Annotated in this window: 14 protein-coding genes; 8 read left to right on the top strand and 6 right to left on the bottom strand. The window is 63.8% G+C overall.

Annotated elements, in window-relative coordinates; genetic code table 11:
- Window positions 1–78 precede the first annotated feature (78 nt).
- The 3 genes from ACFRAQ_RS13905 to ACFRAQ_RS13895 all read left to right on the top strand — a co-directional run bounded on the left by ACFRAQ_RS13905 (window position 79) and on the right by ACFRAQ_RS13895 (window position 4,767).
- The gene (locus ACFRAQ_RS13905; protein ID WP_379098804.1) at window positions 79–2,355 is read left to right on the top strand and encodes an ATP-binding protein; all 2,277 of its coding nucleotides are present in this window, start codon (window positions 79–81) and stop codon (window positions 2,353–2,355) included.
- A 906-nt stretch (window positions 2,356–3,261) separates the two neighbouring features.
- Window positions 3,262–3,747: a Zn-ribbon domain-containing OB-fold protein gene (locus tag ACFRAQ_RS13900; protein WP_379098802.1), complete on the top strand. Its 486-nt coding sequence runs from the start codon at window positions 3,262–3,264 to the stop codon at window positions 3,745–3,747.
- A 9-nt stretch (window positions 3,748–3,756) separates the two neighbouring features.
- Complete coding sequence (locus tag ACFRAQ_RS13895; protein WP_379098799.1) at window positions 3,757–4,767, top strand: LysR family transcriptional regulator; 1,011 nt, start codon at window positions 3,757–3,759, stop codon at window positions 4,765–4,767.
- A 7-nt stretch (window positions 4,768–4,774) separates the two neighbouring features.
- On the opposite strand, the gene ACFRAQ_RS13890 is transcribed toward ACFRAQ_RS13895, so the two are convergent.
- Window positions 4,775–5,257 carry an adenosine-specific kinase gene (locus tag ACFRAQ_RS13890; protein ID WP_379098796.1) on the bottom strand — a complete coding sequence of 161 codons (483 nt, stop codon included), beginning with the start codon at window positions 5,255–5,257 and terminating at the stop codon, window positions 4,775–4,777.
- A 313-nt stretch (window positions 5,258–5,570) separates the two neighbouring features.
- Between ACFRAQ_RS13890 and ACFRAQ_RS13885 the strand changes: the two genes are divergently transcribed.
- Window positions 5,571–5,981 carry a hypothetical protein gene (locus tag ACFRAQ_RS13885; RefSeq protein WP_379098794.1) on the top strand — a complete coding sequence of 137 codons (411 nt, stop codon included), beginning with the start codon at window positions 5,571–5,573 and terminating at the stop codon, window positions 5,979–5,981.
- Here the strand turns inward: ACFRAQ_RS13885 and ACFRAQ_RS13880 are convergent.
- A complete protein-coding gene (locus ACFRAQ_RS13880; RefSeq protein ID WP_379098791.1) occupies window positions 5,946–6,428 on the bottom strand; it encodes a hypothetical protein in 483 nt (160 codons plus the stop codon). The two genes, ACFRAQ_RS13885 and ACFRAQ_RS13880, sit on opposite strands and share 36 nt — an antisense overlap.
- A 661-nt stretch (window positions 6,429–7,089) precedes the next feature.
- Between ACFRAQ_RS13880 and ACFRAQ_RS13875 the strand changes: the two genes are divergently transcribed.
- Window positions 7,090–8,937: an endonuclease/exonuclease/phosphatase family protein gene (locus ACFRAQ_RS13875; RefSeq protein WP_379098788.1), complete on the top strand. Its 1,848-nt coding sequence runs from the start codon at window positions 7,090–7,092 to the stop codon at window positions 8,935–8,937.
- A 577-nt stretch (window positions 8,938–9,514) separates the two neighbouring features.
- Complete coding sequence (locus tag ACFRAQ_RS13870) at window positions 9,515–9,736, top strand: hypothetical protein (RefSeq protein ID WP_379098786.1); 222 nt, start codon at window positions 9,515–9,517, stop codon at window positions 9,734–9,736.
- A gap of 460 nt (window positions 9,737–10,196) precedes the next feature.
- On the opposite strand, the gene ACFRAQ_RS13865 is transcribed toward ACFRAQ_RS13870, so the two are convergent.
- On the bottom strand, window positions 10,197–10,661 hold the full coding sequence (locus tag ACFRAQ_RS13865; RefSeq protein WP_379098783.1) for a hypothetical protein: 465 nt from the start codon (window positions 10,659–10,661) through the stop codon (window positions 10,197–10,199).
- Between the two features lie 592 nt (window positions 10,662–11,253).
- Here ACFRAQ_RS13865 and ACFRAQ_RS13860 point away from each other — a divergent pair.
- Complete coding sequence (locus ACFRAQ_RS13860; protein WP_379098780.1) at window positions 11,254–11,952, top strand: hypothetical protein; 699 nt, start codon at window positions 11,254–11,256, stop codon at window positions 11,950–11,952.
- A gap of 86 nt (window positions 11,953–12,038) precedes the next feature.
- On the top strand, window positions 12,039–13,205 hold the full coding sequence (locus ACFRAQ_RS13855; RefSeq protein ID WP_379098777.1) for a porin PorA family protein: 1,167 nt from the start codon (window positions 12,039–12,041) through the stop codon (window positions 13,203–13,205).
- Here the strand turns inward: ACFRAQ_RS13855 and ACFRAQ_RS13850 are convergent.
- The 3 genes from ACFRAQ_RS13850 to ACFRAQ_RS13840 all read right to left on the bottom strand — a co-directional run bounded on the left by ACFRAQ_RS13850 (window position 13,202) and on the right by ACFRAQ_RS13840 (window position 15,624).
- Window positions 13,202–13,873, bottom strand: a complete 672-nt coding sequence (locus ACFRAQ_RS13850) for a TetR/AcrR family transcriptional regulator (RefSeq protein WP_379098774.1) — start codon at window positions 13,871–13,873, stop codon at window positions 13,202–13,204. The two genes, ACFRAQ_RS13855 and ACFRAQ_RS13850, sit on opposite strands and share 4 nt — an antisense overlap.
- Window positions 13,874–14,198: 325 nt before the next feature.
- Complete coding sequence (locus ACFRAQ_RS13845) at window positions 14,199–15,080, bottom strand: AMP-binding protein (protein WP_379098772.1); 882 nt, start codon at window positions 15,078–15,080, stop codon at window positions 14,199–14,201.
- A 46-nt stretch (window positions 15,081–15,126) separates the two neighbouring features.
- Window positions 15,127–15,624 (bottom strand): EthD domain-containing protein, encoded by a 498-nt coding sequence (locus tag ACFRAQ_RS13840; RefSeq protein ID WP_379098769.1) that lies wholly within the window; start codon window positions 15,622–15,624, stop codon window positions 15,127–15,129.
- Window positions 15,625–15,651: the final 27 nt, after the last annotated feature.

Here is a 15,651-nt window from a genome sequence, read left to right as displayed (position 1 = left end):
ACATCCGAAGACGCTGCGGCACACAGGATTACACATTTCCGCAGCGACAGCTTCCGGTCGGGACTGGGAAATCTGCCCTTGCAGTTGACCAGCTTCGTCGGCCGCAGGACACCGCAGTCCGACGTCAAGAACCTCCTGGCCGGCTCGCGTCTGGTGACACTGACCGGGATCGGGGGCGTAGGCAAGTCACGGCTCGCGCTACGGGTCGCGCACAGCATGCGGCGGAACTTCGCGAATGGGGCATGGCTGGTCGAGTTGGGCGACGTGCGTGACGAGGAGTCGCTGCCGGACGTCGTGGCCGCCGCCTTCGGCCTGTCCGACCACGGCGGCGGATCGGCGCCCGACGCGCTGATCCAGTTGCTGGCCGGCCAGGACCTGCTCCTCATCGTGGACAACTGCGAGCACCTGGTCGCGGCCGTCGCACGGCTGGTCGAATCGATCCTGAGAGCCTGCCCGAACGTGCGGATCCTCGCCACCAGTCGCGAGACCCTCGATATCGAGGGCGAGGCGGTATATCCGCTGTCGCCGTTGGATGTACCCGATCCGGCCGCCAATCCGTCATTGCGGACCGTCACCCGCAATGACGCGATCGCCCTCTTCGCGGAGCGAGCGGCCGCGGCGGTACCCGGATTCGAGGTGAGCGACGACAACAGGCTGTCCATTGCCCAGGTCTGCGCACGGCTGGACGGCCTACCGCTGGCGATCGAACTGGCCGCGGCGCGCCTGCGCACGATGTCCGTCGAACAGATACTGAACCGGCTGGACGACCGGTTCGCTTTCCTGACCCGGGGCAACCGTAGTGCGCCCAGACGGCAGCAGACGATGCACACCTGCATGGACTGGAGCTATGACCTGTGCACATCGGACGAGCGGCGGCTGTGGCGTCGGCTCTCGGTGTTCGCCGGCGGGTTCGAACTCGACGCGGTCCTGCACGTGTGTTCCGCCGGCGCGGCCGAGCCGGATTTGCACGACACGCTGTCGGGTCTGATGGAGAAGTCGCTCCTCATCCGCAAGGAGGAGTCCGGCTCGGTGCGGTTCCACATGCTCGAGACGGTCCGTGAGTTCGGCGCGCAGAAGGCCGACGAGTCCGGGGAGTCCGAGCTGCTTCATCTCCGGCATCGGGAGTGGTGTGAACACTTGGTGCACGATTGGAGCGCCCACTGGATCGGGCCGCGCCAGATGTACTGGGTCGAACGGCTGGAGCGGGAGCAGGCGAACGTGGTGAACGCACTGGAGTTCAGCCTCACCGAGTCCGAGGACAGCGGACTGCGGATCGTGACCGGCCTGTATGTGTTCTGGCTGTTGCGGGGCCGGATCAGCGAGGGTCGCCGGTGGCACGAGCGGATTCTCGCGCGCCCGTCCTCGGGCCCGTCGACGGAACGGGCCGAAGCCCTTTTCGCCGCCAGCTTGATGGCGGCCCTCCAAGGTGACCTGCGGACCGCCACCGACCAGGTCGAGGAACTGGAGAAGCTGTCCGAGCAGACCGACGATCCGACGGTTCCCGCGCTGCTCGCGCACACGCGGGCGAACTACGCGCTCACCGGAGGCGGGGGTGATCCCCACCGGTTGGTCGCCGATCTGGAGCATGCGCTGCGCACCTACGAGAGCTGCGGTGCGGTCGCCCGGCAGTTGGATGCTCGGGTCTCGCTCGGCTGGTGCTATTCACTGCTGGGCGAGACCTCCCGAGCCCTCGGCGTTCTGGAGGAGGCACTCCGCCTCACCGAAGTCGCGGGCGAGACGATCTACCGATCCTATGTGCTGTGGACGGCGGGATTCGCGGCCTGGCGCTGCGGTGAGACCGAGCGGGCCAGACGCTCGCTCGCGGAGGCGATTCGGTTGGCCGACAAGGTCGCTGATCCGCTGGTCATCACGGGCTGCCTGGCGACGCTGGCCTGGATCGCCGCCGATGAGCTCGAGGCCCGTCGTGCGGCTGTCCTGCTGGGCGCGGCGGATGCCCTGGGGCGTCTCGCCGGCAGCCCCACGATTCTGCTGATGCCCTACCGTCACGAATGCGAGCAGAGCGGCCGCCGAACCCTCGGCGACAACGCGTTCGATGCCGCCCTCCAGCACGGCGCGTCGATGAGTCTCGAGAACGCGGTCGCGTTCGCACTCGGGGACCCATCCCCGGGCGTCTCCCCAGCCGATCGTTCGCCGGAGACTCTCACCGCACGGGAACGCCAGATCGCCGACCTCGTCGCCGAAGGACTGACCAGCAAGGCGATCGCCGATCGCCTGGTCGTGTCGCCGCGCACCGTGCAGGGGCATATCCAGCACATACTCACCAAACTGGGCTTCACCTCGCGCGCGCAGATCGCTGTCTGGGCCGCGGCTCAGCCTGCGGACACGGCCGAGTAAGGGCTCTCCGCGCCGGGAGCGGAATTGACAGACAGCTATTGATAATCCGCAAAGAGAATTGATTTCTCGAATACCCGGAGAGCAAGTAGGGTTTCGAAATCAGCCGGATGACTTCGGCTTCGCGCACACCATCGGGCGGCGATCGATTCTTTCACGCCGCCGTGAACGGATTGAACTCGGCCACCCGGCACCGTCAGTCCTCCGCCAGCAACAAGATTCGAAACCGGAAGCGGGCCGATGAGTGCGCCGAGTCGAATTCTCCACCTTCACCTGGAATTGGGACCACTGGTCTTGGACTATCGGGGCCACGCCGATCAAATCGGCGAAGTGGCCTTCGAGCTGAGCGCCGCCGGCGTGGTCGCGGTCACGGTCGACGAACTCGTGACCCCCGAGATGCCTTGTCTCCCTTGCTCTCGACTGTGGGGGGTCTAGCCGGACCACGGGAATGGAGGTCGGCACCGCTGGCTTTCCCGCCCCTTCACGGGCATTCACCAGCGATGCCGACATTTGCCTCACTGCGCTCGGCGAGGCGGTGCGAGCCTGGAATTGGAAGCGGGCTCGCACGTCTGGAAGGCCGCCGTGAACGGCGTCCGCACATTGGATTTCGCGAACCGCCGCAAATGAGGGGAACTCAATTCTTCTCGCCGCGGACGCATGAGTCATGCTAGTGCAACCGCGCTGCGAAGAGAAACCGCTGTCGATGGATTGTCCACAAGTTCCGCTTGTCAATTCGATCGCAACGTTGTCCGGCTCATCCAAGGCGATTCCCCGGGCTCGTCAGCGGCATCATCCCGCGCCTTCGAGCCCGTGCCCGCGGCCACCGTGCTTGCCTGGAAGGCCCCGTCGGAACAGAAACAGGTATACCCACACGTAATTCCACCGTCGCGGGATCACTCGCCGACGACCATGCTCGAACGAGTCCACCAGCACCGTTCCGCAGAGGTTTCCATGATCCCATCGAAAGCCCGGCTCCCGCAGGATGGCACCGACGACAGCGCCTGCGCCGCCATAGACACGTTGATGATCCGGCGTTGCACGGCATGCGACAAGATCTTCGCCCCGCTGACCACGGCCTGTTCCGTCTGCGCGGCCGATGATCTCGAGTCGGTGCCGGCGTCGGGCGCCGGTTCGATCGTGTCGTGGCGGATGATGTACCGCCCGAGCGGTCCGAGCGGTGAGCCGGCGCCCGTGGCGACCGCCATCGTGGAGCTCGATGAGGGCCCATGGATCCACACCTCCATCGAAGGACACCTGCCGCTGATCTCCAACGCGCCGACGCGTGTGCATTTCCAGCCGAGTCCCCGGCCGGACAGGTTGCCGGTCTTCACCGTCGATGCCGATCCTTGGCATCCGGCATTCTGGAGCGTCTCCCCCGCCCGCGTGTCCGGCTGATCGCGCGCCATGCGATCCCAGCATCCGCCGCACGGCCGCCACGACGAGCCGACGGTCGCGCCGCGCTCTATGGACGTTCATTCCCGCCAGTTGCGGAATTTCATCGTCGTCGCGGAGGAATTGAACTTCACCCGGGCCTCACAGCGCCTCGGCGTGACTCAGCAGGGGCTCAGCACCCAGATCAAGCAGCTCGAGCAGCATGTGGCCGTCGCATTGTTCGCCCGGAGCACACGTCATGTCGAGCTCACCGCGGCCGGAGCGGCGTTTCTCCAGCATGCGCGGGACGCGCTGCATCGCTTGGACTTCGGTGTCGAGCAGGCGCGGGCGGTGCACCGCGGCGAACACAACCGCCTGGTGCTCGGCTGTATCGAGGGGGCGGCGCTGACGCTCACCGCACCGATCCTGGCCGCGTTCCGGCAACGCCACCCGAACATCGCCCTCGAGTCGAACTACTTCACCTACGAGACGCCCTCGGCCGGATTGGCGGACCGCCAGGTGGATGTGGCGATCGTGCGGCGGCCGTTCGAGGATGACGGGCTGCGATTCGAACCCCTGTTCCGCCAGCCGCTGATGGCGATGCTCCCGGCGAACCATCGCTTGGCGCACCGGGCCGAAGTCGCGGTGGCGGAACTGCTGGACGAACCCATCCTGTCCTCCGCTGCCACCGACAAGGTATGGAACGCCTACTGGCAGTTGAACTCCCATCGCGGTGGACGGCCCGCACGCGTGGCCGCGCGCACGAAGACGCTCCTGGAGGAGCTGCACCATGTGGCGACCGGGGCGGCCATCGCGGTCACCGTGCCGTGCGCGGCGTGGATCAAGTTTCCCGGCGTGCGGCTGGTACCGGTGACCGGCACGGCCCCGAACGAGGTCGCCGTGAGCTGGCGCGCGGGGAACGACAGCCCCCTCGTGCGGTCCTTCGTCGACGTCGCGCGCCGCATCCGCGATACGAATCCGGGCATGGTCGCGCGGCTGCAGGCGCCCCGTTGCCGCAACCGCGCATCCCAACCCGCGGTGTAGCTGGGTCTCAGAGCTTGTATCCGATGGCGCGGAGCAGTTGGTGCCGGTCGGCCCGGTCGGTCTCGGTTTCGATCCCGAGGGGTGGTGCACCGTCGACGACGCCGATGATGCCGCGTCCGAGCGGGGTTTCGGCGATGAGGACTTCGACGGGGTTGGCAGTGGCGCAGAAGATGGTGCAGAGCTCGGGGATGTGGCGGATCGCGTTGAGGACGTTGACGGGGTAGCCGTCGCGGAGGAAGACGATGAAGGAGTGGCCGGCGGCGAGGGCCGTCGCGTTCCTGGTGGCGAGGTCGACCAGGCTGTCGTCGTTCCCCGACCAGCGGATCAGGCGGGGGCCGGAGGCTTCGCAGAAGGCCAGCCCGAAGCGGAGTTGCGGGCCGGTGCCGACGAGGGCTTCGTGGAGGTCCTCGACGGTCTTGATGAAGTGGGACTGCCCGATGACGACATTGAGCTCATCGGGATTCTCGATGGGCACCGCTGTCAGTTCCATGGGGCTATCGTCCCTCGTCACGCCGCTGGGAAACAAGCTTCAGGAGTTGTCGGCGCGGGCGTTTCGGTGCGTGGATCGTGGTGACCGTCCTCGACCGAGCGTGGACCGGCCCTGTTCGACGATCCAGGCGGGCCCGACGCCGCCCGCGTACGCGACATCCACAAATCATCGCGCGGATGGGCACGACGTGCCCGCCCTCATCGCCCGGTGGGATGCTCGGCGCGGCCCCGGAAAATGAGGGCTCCGGCCCGCCGACACGAAGTCCGTCCACGACGTAATGTTCGAAATCACGTACAGCGGAACGGATCACGTCATGGGCACACCACCACCGCCATCCAGCGATGACGATTACTGGAAGCCGCAGGCGCCCGGCGCGATTCCCCCGCCGCCACCTGAATACCTCCAGGGCACTGGCGAATACATCCCGCACTTCGACTATCCCGAACAGCCGGTGCGGCCCGCGCCACCGGCACCGCGCTACCAGCCCTATACCCACATTCCAGCGAGCCCGCCACCGGAGGGCAAGGGGCTGGCGATCACAGCCTTGACCTTCGCTGTGCTGTCACTCGGGGTGCCATGCCTGTTCGGTTGGGCCGGAATCTTCCTCGGTCTCACGGCCGCGAAGAAGGGCCATCCACTCGGCAAGGTAGCGATCTGGACATCCATCATCTGCATGTTCATCGGATTCCTACTGGCAGCCCTGGCGAACAAGTACTGGCTGTAGCGAAAGGCGATTCCAGCGCCGCCGTGATGTGGCGGAATCGGGATCACACCCGTTGCGAGTGGACATGATTCGTCGCCGGTCCGTTTTCCACACACGACACACGTCGGGATGGCCGGGTATTCGTCGTTGTCGGATCGTGGCTTCCTGCTGAAATCGCTTGGCGTTCTGAATATTCCAGGCCGGACATCGGCCAGGCCAGCCGCTGCTGGCGCTGGTCGACCACCTGAAAAGCAAGTTCGGCACCAACCAGGCCGCGAGCGGCAAACGCCTGGCCAGGCCGCTGTCGTCAGGGAAGGTGAGGTGGCATTCGGGGCAGTCGCAGCTGAAGACGCGGTTACTGAACGGGCCGCCGTCGACGTGCGAGCTGATGTCGAGTACCGGGTACTCGTCGGTGGACAGGATTCCAACGTCTATACCGCGGCTGTCGTTGCCGTCGATCAGCATCATGTGCGAGTAGTGGGGGATTCACCGTGAGGGATCAGGATTTCACTGAAGCGGCGCAGGGTGATTCGGTGTTCGGCCTCGATGACGCTGACGATGTCGGCGTCGCGAGCACGTTTGAGTAGCCGGCCCCGGATCTTGCGCAGGACTGCGAAGGTGTTCCATCCGTTCCAGATCTCCGTCGTCGAGCAGCAGCCGCAGTTTCTTCAGCAGCTTGAGGATTTCGACTTTGTCAGCGGCACTGTAGGTTTCGCGCTCGAACTACTCGTTCACCTGAGCGTGGGCAGCGAGGATCTCGGTAGCGACCGGTTCGGGAGCATCCATGACACGCGGCCGGGAGAACGGATTCTCCCTTGTCGGCGGCGATCCGTAACGATTCACGAGATTCCACTACCTGTCGGACATCCGTCCGATTCTCATCAAAGACTTAGATAACAATAGACATATTCACGTCCGACCCCCCATCGCTCCACAATGGAATGCGCCCCCGCCGTGGGGGTCGCGCGTGGATAAGTTGGTCGCCCGACTTGATCGGTCAGCAAAGAACTTTGAAAGATCTTCTCGTGGATGGTGAAACACTTCCTCCGGCGCCTTCGATGATTCACGTACTGAGACTCGGGGAGTTGAACAGAAACGTAAGACACAGTGCTGGAAGGGAACCCTGACTATGCCTACGAACAACGCCAAGCAATTTTCCGATGATTGGTGGGAGCAGTTGGAGGTAGGGCTCAAGGGAGTCGGATTCGCTGCCCTCGATGCGCTTCTGAAGCAGGCAATCACGGCGATGCTCGGTGAGCCGGCCGACAAGACTGAGTCGACCAACCTGATCGGCGGCAGGTACCAGCGTTCCACCAAAGGGATCATTTACAAGTACGAGCACAATGACGGCAGGCATGTCGCGGGAATAGTGCCGCGCGGCGGTGTGTACGAGCTGTGGACCAGGTCCGGGAAGGAACTCGGGCCGTTCGGTTACCCCGTCGGTCTGCCGGATTTGGCGGGCAACAAGACGACGAGCACGTTCGAGGGTGGCACGATCACCTCGATCGCCGAGGAGCCTCGCTCGGTCATGTTCTACAACACGGCCTTGATCGGTGTCGATGTCAACGGCGTGCCACAGAACAGCATCCCTGTTCTCGGCATACCCGTGTATTCGGGACGTGGCCGCGCCCCGCAACTGAAGGCGGTCATCGACACGGTGTCCGACTCTGCGGCCGACGTGGTGGTACTCGCCGAGATGATGGGCAACCGGGAACGCACCGCGGTCAAGAAGGCTGTCAAGCAGAAGTTCCCCCACACTGCCGAGGGACCGGATGAGCGGGACCCCGAGGAGGACGGCGGGTTGCTCGTCTTGAGCCGCCACCCGATCCGGGAAGTGCGGAGCACTATCTACAGGTCGTGCATCGGGGAAGACTCCTTCGCCAACAAGGGCGCCGTCATGGTGCGTGTATCCCCGACCGACGGGCCGGAGTTCTGCGTAATCGGCACCCACCTACAGGCCAGCCCCAAGGGTCAAGTACCCGAATTCGGGGTCGGGAGTGGGGCCAGCGGAAAGCGCGAGGCCCAGCTGCGGCATCTGGATTCGTGGATTCTGGCGGTGCGCGATCTCGACCTGCCGGTCATCATTGTCGGCGATTTCAATATCGACGCCAACACTCCCGGCGGCCGAGAGACCTTGGCGGAGAATCTTCCCGACGCCCGCGACCTGTGGCCCGAGTTCAACATGTGGCGGCGCGCGGACCAGAAGCTCGACGACCTCGTCACGAGCGACAAGTTCAGCACCTACGAACCGGGCAAACAGCCGATTCCCATGTCGAGTGGAGATCGCTTCAAAAAGGGTGGGCGGATCGATCTTGCCATGCTCGATCAAGGCGAACGCGTCACCGCCCACGTCAAAGGCATGAAGTTGGTTACGCCCGAACTCAGTCCTGGCATCGACGCGTCGGATCACTACGCGATCAAAGTCTCATTCGATATGTCGACGGTTAGTCACAAGCTGAACCGGAAAGTCCGCAAGACCACCGCCTGGCTGAAATACATCCACGCGCTCGAAGTTACCGACGGTGCGGGAGTTCCGGCCGCGTCGAAGCTGGATCCTGACGAAGTGGATGTCTCCGCACGGATATACAAAGGCAAACCGGGGCACGACGACCGGCCGCGCGCACGTGTCGAGTACGACCTACGCACGATGTCGATGGGCGGGCGGCACGAGTACTCGTTCAAACCGGGCAAGACGTTGATCTTCGATGGTGCTGACGACGTCCACCTCGAAATCACCCTCGACGAGGTAGACACAGTGCTCGGGGCCGAGGTCGGCCGGACCGCGATCGGCACGGACCGCGACGTCATCGTGCCGAAATCCTCCCAACTGCTGCACGAGTTGCGGGGCCGCCGATACGCGCCGAACCTCATGACCGGGGACGGATCGGAATACGTCGCCATCCTCTGGATCAACGTCGATATCGAACCGTTCACCCACCGCCGAGAACTGCCCTCCTTCCCCGACATCGTTGTCTAGCCCGACCAGAGGAACGCCCAGGACGTGCCGGATGGTGGCCTCGCCGCCGAATGCGCCGGTACCGGGAACACACCTGCCCCGACGCAGCAGCGCCACGAGAGTCAGCGCGATCCTGGTGACACCGATCTCGGCCGCGTCTTTGCTCACGTCGCCCGGGGTGATCCAGCGTAGGAACTGGTAGGCGATGGAATGCAACGACTAAGCGATGAGGCTTGCTCGTATGGACGGGGACGCGTAACAAGACAATTGGCCGCTCTGTTGGACAGATCGGCCTGCTGCCTGCGGTCCTTTTTGCGCTGGGTGGCGGGCCGGTCGACAGTTCATAGCACCCATCGTCCCCGTTGAGGCACGTGAGATTGGCAGGCTCGCCTAATCAACTGTCGCGGGCTCGTGGTGTCCAACCCGACGGTGTCCGTAGAGCGAGGGTTGTTCGCCGAGGCGGAGCAGGGGTGTGTAGCTTCTCAAGTCCTGCTTCATCTTGGAAGCGCTTGAGCTGCCGGTTCTCGTGTTGGTCCCATGTCCGAACTGAAGGAATTTCTCAGGCACCGCTTCATTTCCTAGGCGGCTCCCTGCTCCGGTGTCCTCAGCACGACGACGCGAGTACCGGGACCAAGGCAACTCGTCGCATATCCAGCCCAGCCCGATGGGCCTGGCGCTCTTGCTCGGTCACCGCTGGAACCGCCTGCGCCCGACCGTCGTCTACGAGGACGTCAACAACACTGCAGCGATCTGCCCGGCCGGGCTCTTCTTTCCGCACCACCCGGTAGTCTCCGAACCGGACTTGATCACCATCAACTGATGCGATCAGGGCCGATTACCCACAGAAGAGCCCTGCCGGTGGCCACCACCTCAGTCACAGTGACCGCTATTCGCCCGGCAGGGCTCTTCGTGGAGAGGAACGCAGCTTTGCGTCGACAAGCCAAAGGCGCCAGAGCTTTCAGTAATGCCGTCGTGCGCCTCAGTAGCCACACGGCAGCCCAACGCAAGCGCTGACCATGCATCCATCCAGATCGCGATGGTGCCCGCTCCCCACCTTCACCTCAGGCATGTGGCGTTGGTCTGTCGAAGGTTCAGCCCGGGAGAGGTTTGTCGGCCCGGGCGGTTGAGGAGACATGGGACGACGCTGTTTCCGAAGCCGTCGACCACTTTGAGGCCGAAGCGGTTGGGCAGCACCGCACCCGGGGCTATGGGTGGCAGGGTGTTCGTCCGGAACATGACCGTGGCGCCGTAGCCGCACCAGTCGGTGGCCATCCGGGCAGCTACCAGTTGTGGTCGCGCACCAGTTCCGCTTGTGCTAGCCGCAGCAGGTCATGTTGGAGTGGCCGACAATAGACCCACCAGTCCGGGCATTCCGCTGGACTGCGAACAGCGTGATGCAACCCCCGAGCATGTGCGATCACGCGATCTCGCAACGGATCAGAACAGATGATCTCGATGCGCTTCTCTGCAAGCCAGACGTTCTCGATCAGGCGCTTCAAGTCTTCGGGAGTGCCTCCGCGTTCTCGGACATCGAGCTCACCCTGAAGGCGCTGTGCCGTCTCGAAGTAGTTCAGAATCGCGGACTTCAGTTCCTCACGGTGCGCGAGACGGCTCTCAGCTCGAAACCTCAGCTTGGCCTCACGCGCCGAACTTCGTTGCACGACGAGCGTTGCCGATGCGCCGAGACCGGCGCCCAAGAGGGGCAGGAGCCCTGTCACCAACGTCGTAATCACACCCGACGACATGACCACGATTCTTCCGGTTGGCGGCCTAGTTGTGTGTCGAATGCCCTTGAACGTAGATCTGATTCCGCCCCGGATGCAGACGACACACTCGGCGTCGAATCGAGGACGGGCCGGTCAGCCGGTCACATCGCGGCCGATCAGTTTCCGGGCGATCGTCCACTGCTGTAACTCGTTCGCGCCCTCGAAGATCTCCAGAATCTTGGAGTCGCGCTAGAGCTCTTCGAGGCGCACGGACTCCCGCGTCTCGGCGACCTCGCATGCGAATCCGCAATCGCCGAGGATCTGCATCGCGTCGCGCACCGTATCGACCGCCACTTGAACCGTAGGCCCTGGCCATCGACGCGGTCCAAAGACTGTCCTCGTGACCGACCACCCGCATAGGCTGACTATATCGTCACATACGATAGATTTGTTCATTAGTCGAAGATGTTGCAATCGCTAGCACTGACGAGGAGGTGCGATGCCGGCAAGCCCGGTCCACACGACCTCGGCGCTGAGTCCAGTGCGGCTCCGCAGGGACATTGACCGCAAGGGCGGGTTCGCCCACTGGGCGGGACCGCACGCAGGCCGCGTAATCACGCTCCCCAGCCTGATGGAATATGTCCAGCACCAGCTGTCAGCGACCGACCACGGCTTCTGGCCTGCGGCGACGGGGGTGGAGACCACTATCCCCGAGGAATGGCGCATCGACGGCCTACTCGAAGCCCGCTCAACGAGCTTGGCCGCATCATTGGACGCAATCGTGCGCATGCGCTCGACGTACGTCGACGAGCAGAATGTGTTCGATCAGGCCCGCGGACAGTTGACCGGCAGAAGAGGCGGGCTTTGGTGGACACCGCGCGACCCCGACACCAGACAGCACCGGACCGTCGCCCTGCTGCAGCGGCACCCCAGCGCCAGTAAGCTCGCCTTTCGCGACTTCGTCCACGAAACCCTCGGCCCTGCATTGCGTTCCGCAGGGGCGGCAGGCTTGCGAACATACACCCTGCAGCCAGCCACGAAGCTCGATCTGATTCCTTGCGGCGGACAACCAACACCCGGCCACCACAACGCCATACTCACAATCGACACCGCAAGTCGCGACCACTTGATGCAGTTGTTCACGACGCCGCTGGTTTCGAAATTCATCCGCAGCCAAGCCGGCCTTCTTGCCCGGGCACACGCCTACACGGTTACCAGGAGCATCGAACTCATCCCGGAACCAAAGGAGCGTGACCCCGCGGAACGAACCACCATCGCGTCATCAACCACCCAGGTCCCGCCGCCGGGCCGCAGGTCGCGCTCGACCTAGACCGATACGAGAAGATGACGAAATCCTCAGAAAGACGTTGACTCGCCTCCACGCTGTACTTACACTTCGTAGCTACACGATGTAATTTGCATCACGATCGTTCCATCGAGATGCGTGCATCACAGTTGGCGATCGAGACAGCGGAGAGTGTTGTGAGACAGACAGTTTCGACCCGAACATGGGTAGTCATCGGCATCGCTCTACTGATCACTGCGGCACTCATCCGGTATGTCGGCGTGCCATTCGCGTGTCGGTTGCCAGAAGGATTCACTTCCACTCAACGGCTGACCGGCGAGTATCGGGCACTCGACCCGAGCACATTCGACCTGGGCGCACCCAGCTCGATCGATGCCCAGCGCGATACCGACGTCGAGCGGACCGACGGATCGACGGCGGTCATCAGATCGACAACGGCCTTGCAGCTCCCGTCCGGTCCAGTGACGTCTGTGTACCACTACGCCGTGGATCGAACCGACTTCAGCCAGACTCCGGCACCGTCAGGGACGAAAGTCAAGGATCAGCTTGGCGGCATGGTTATTTCACGGGCGGTCGGCGCCGACGCGGACAGCTTCAAGGTGTACAACCCCGCACTCGACAAAACCCAAAGGATGACGTTCACCGGGCAGAGCGAAATCCACGGTCGCAAGGCGTACGGATTCAGCGGTACGGCCTCCGGAGTCATCGCCGACCCTCAGCTGGCCGCTCCCTACCAAGCCGCCATCGCGCAGATGGCGAAAACCGGTGACGGTTCGACGATGCCGAAGCTCCTGCTCGAGATGATCGCGTCGGGTCTGCCTGCCAGGTACTCGGCCGGATTGAACGCGGTCCTCCCGAATCTTCCCGACGAGGTGCCGATCAGATTCACCATTGACGACGTGACGTCGATGGCGCTCGATCAGCAGCTCGGGGCTCCGATCACCTTGGCCGCCCAGCAGACCACCGTGTTGAACGTCCTCGTCGATTTCAAACTTGTGCCAGTCCTGCCGCTGTCGATGGTCTCCCTGCACAGCACCGATGAATCCGCCACCGAGGCAGCGCAGTTCATGAACGCCAACGGATGGAAACTGACGGTTCTCGGAACCTACCTGCCGATCACGTTGGTGTCAGCTGCCATCGTCATCCTTCTCATGGCCGTGACCAGCCGTCTGACAGCGCGCAGACACCGCCGAGGCTTTACCGCCCGCGACGTCGGGATTCATACCCGGGACGAGGCGCATGGACCCGAGCACGAGCACTTGGAGCTGGTGCCTTAGGGCCGGTGCGTACGTCCGCCCCGTCGCCGTCTCGCAGCTTGCGGCATCGCGAGGATGCTGTTCGCGACGCCTTCGATCGCCGCGGTGTAGTAGGCGACGAACTTCTTCCTGGACATCTTCGGATTGGCGAGCAACCACCGCCCCAGCTGCTCACCGATACCTGAGACTGCATAGGCGAAAGCAGTGAGGGCTTCGTCGCTCAGCTCCGGGACGTACGGTCGGACCGTCTCGACGGTCGAGTTGATGGATCCCTGCCGCAGGTACCTGAGTTCCTCCGCCAGCGTGCCGTCCAGGTTCGCCGAAGTCGTGAAGAGCAGGTTGAAGCGCCGGGGATCGGTGGTGATGATGTCGCAATACGCCGCACAGCCCGCTTTGATGCGCGCGGCGATATTGTCCGGCGCAGCCGCGACACGGTCGAACACCATCCGATCGCAGTGCTCGCGCGCCCGTCGAACACACGCGATGAACACGGACTCCTTCGACCCGTAGCGCTGATAGACAACCGGCCGCGTAACTTGGGCAGCCCGGGCGATGTCCTCGATCGTCACGCCGTCGAATCCCCGCTCGGTGAACAGCTTCTCGGCAATATCGAGCAGCTGCGTCTCCCGTTCGGAAACCGATAGGCGAGCGCGCCTGGGACGTTCGGCATTTGCGGGCGCAGCGGGCACATGCGTGATGTTACAGCGCGTAAGTTTCGGACGCACCGCGGTTCCAGGCCCGCGAACGCGTGACAACGGTGGCACCGAACCGCCGTGGCGATGGGGCGGGGCGTAGGCACGCGCGATCAGATCGCAGTCTGTGGGCGATCGATGGGGTGCTCGATATCGCGGCGGGAGTGAGTTCGTCTGCCTCGCCACTAAGTTCGCGTGGGAGAACGCGGTACTGCATACCGCTCACACGCCGGATCACGCTGATGTTCACGAATCGGGCGCGTGCTGGGCGGCCTTGCCTCCCGTCGAACCGCATAGGCCGGCGGTGGACTCGGGGCGACTGTCAGCAGGATGCTGGCGGAGTTGCGGCGGCCTCCAACGACTGCGTCTCGACGCTGACGGAAGACAATTTCTCTTCTGCGCACGACGTATCGAGGCCCGGTATACAGGGATTTCCGTACGCCTCGATGGCCGTAACGAATCCGACTTCGTATTGCGCGACCAGCAGCAGTTTGCCGAGCACGTGAGACGGCGGTAGCCGTAGAAACTGCGGATCCTCCTGGAGGATGAGGTCCTCGGAGGCCATCGTCGCGCCCAAGTCCAGCCAATTGCCGTGCGTGAGCTCGATGCCTTTCGGGTGTCCCGTGGTTCCGGTTGCATACATGATCGTGGCCAGGTTGTCAGGTGTCAGCTCGGCCAGCGTATACACGATCGCGTCGGGATAGGCCGAGAGCAAGGTGCGGCCGAGCTCGGCGAGTTGAGTCAGAGACAACACGGCCTCGTCGTCACTGTGACCGTCGAACAACACGAATCGACGAGCGGCCCCGATGAGGCCTTCCGCAGTCTGGACTTTCGCCAATTGCTCGGCGTTCTCTACGAAAACGACTTCCGCGGAACAGTCGCTCAGGATGTAACCAACATCCTTGGCATGGGTGCTCGGATACACCATTGTGGTCGCAGCACCAGCGAGAGCGATGGCCAGATCGGCAAGCACCCATTCCAACCGCGTCGAGCTCACGATGGCGACCCGATCCTCGATCGCCACTCCCAAGGCCAACAACCCAGCTGCGAGATGACGGCTCCGCCTAGCAACATCGAACCAGGCCACCGAGTCCCATCGGCCATCCTCGCTCGGCACTCGGAATGCCTCGCCCTGCGGAGAGCTTGCGCACTGCGCCAGAAAACGGGCACCCACCGAGGAAAAGGTCCCGGCCGTGATCGTCATGGTGTGTAACTCCAATCTGTCTGCAGTGCGCGTCCACCCGGGTCGCTTATCCGAGCAGTACGTACTCCTTGGTCAAGAAGTACGAGGACTGCGCCACGTCGATGAACTCCTTCTCGTTGTCGGCGAGCGCCTGGTTGGCCTGCGTTCCCGCCGGTGTGGCCAGAGCCGCGAGCAGCCTCTGTTCCGAGGGGAACCAGGCTTCGGTGATGCCGTCGTAGGCCGGACCGGTGCTGTGGGAGACCGCGACAGTTGCGTTGAGAACCGTATCCGTCGTGTGGCTTTGGACGTAGCGCGTGGCACCGAGTGCGGTGAGCGCCTTGATCGCAATGGGGCCATGGACTTTGAGCCAATAGTCGTTGAACTGGTCGGGAGTTCTGTCCTGCCGACGGCGTAGGGCACAAATGAGTTTGACCGCACCGCCAGGTTCGGTCTCCGCCGCCGCTCGCGGAAGCTGGGAAGTAAGCATCGCGGCGAGCCCGGCCGCAGACGCGCCGCCGAGCGGGATGCGCCACGAACGTGCGCCGCGGGTGGTGTTCTTATTCAATTGCTCAATCTCTCTTCACTGGTTTGT

Source organism: Nocardia sp. NPDC056611, from assembly GCF_042792755.1.
GTDB lineage: Bacteria > Actinomycetota > Actinomycetes > Mycobacteriales > Mycobacteriaceae > Nocardia.
The sequence above is the reverse complement of the archived record's forward strand: the minus strand, read 5'-3'. Positions and strand labels throughout refer to the sequence as shown.

Excerpts from the sequence above, each read along its gene's own strand:
- ACFRAQ_RS13900 (WP_379098802.1), top strand. The coding sequence starts at position 3,262 with ATGCTCGAACGAGTCCACCAGCACCGTTCCGCAGAGGTTTCCATGATC.
- ACFRAQ_RS13895 (WP_379098799.1), top strand. The coding sequence starts at position 3,757 with ATGCGATCCCAGCATCCGCCGCACGGCCGCCACGACGAGCCGACGGTC.
- ACFRAQ_RS13890 (WP_379098796.1), bottom strand. The coding sequence starts at position 5,257 with ATGGAACTGACAGCGGTGCCCATCGAGAATCCCGATGAGCTCAATGTC.
- ACFRAQ_RS13885 (WP_379098794.1), top strand. The coding sequence starts at position 5,571 with ATGGGCACACCACCACCGCCATCCAGCGATGACGATTACTGGAAGCCG.
- ACFRAQ_RS13880 (WP_379098791.1), bottom strand. The coding sequence starts at position 6,428 with ATGATGCTGATCGACGGCAACGACAGCCGCGGTATAGACGTTGGAATC.
- ACFRAQ_RS13875 (WP_379098788.1), top strand. The coding sequence starts at position 7,090 with ATGCCTACGAACAACGCCAAGCAATTTTCCGATGATTGGTGGGAGCAG.
- ACFRAQ_RS13865 (WP_379098783.1), bottom strand. The coding sequence starts at position 10,661 with ATGTCGTCGGGTGTGATTACGACGTTGGTGACAGGGCTCCTGCCCCTC.
- ACFRAQ_RS13860 (WP_379098780.1), top strand. The coding sequence starts at position 11,254 with ATGGAATATGTCCAGCACCAGCTGTCAGCGACCGACCACGGCTTCTGG.
- ACFRAQ_RS13845 (WP_379098772.1), bottom strand. The coding sequence starts at position 15,080 with ATGACGATCACGGCCGGGACCTTTTCCTCGGTGGGTGCCCGTTTTCTG.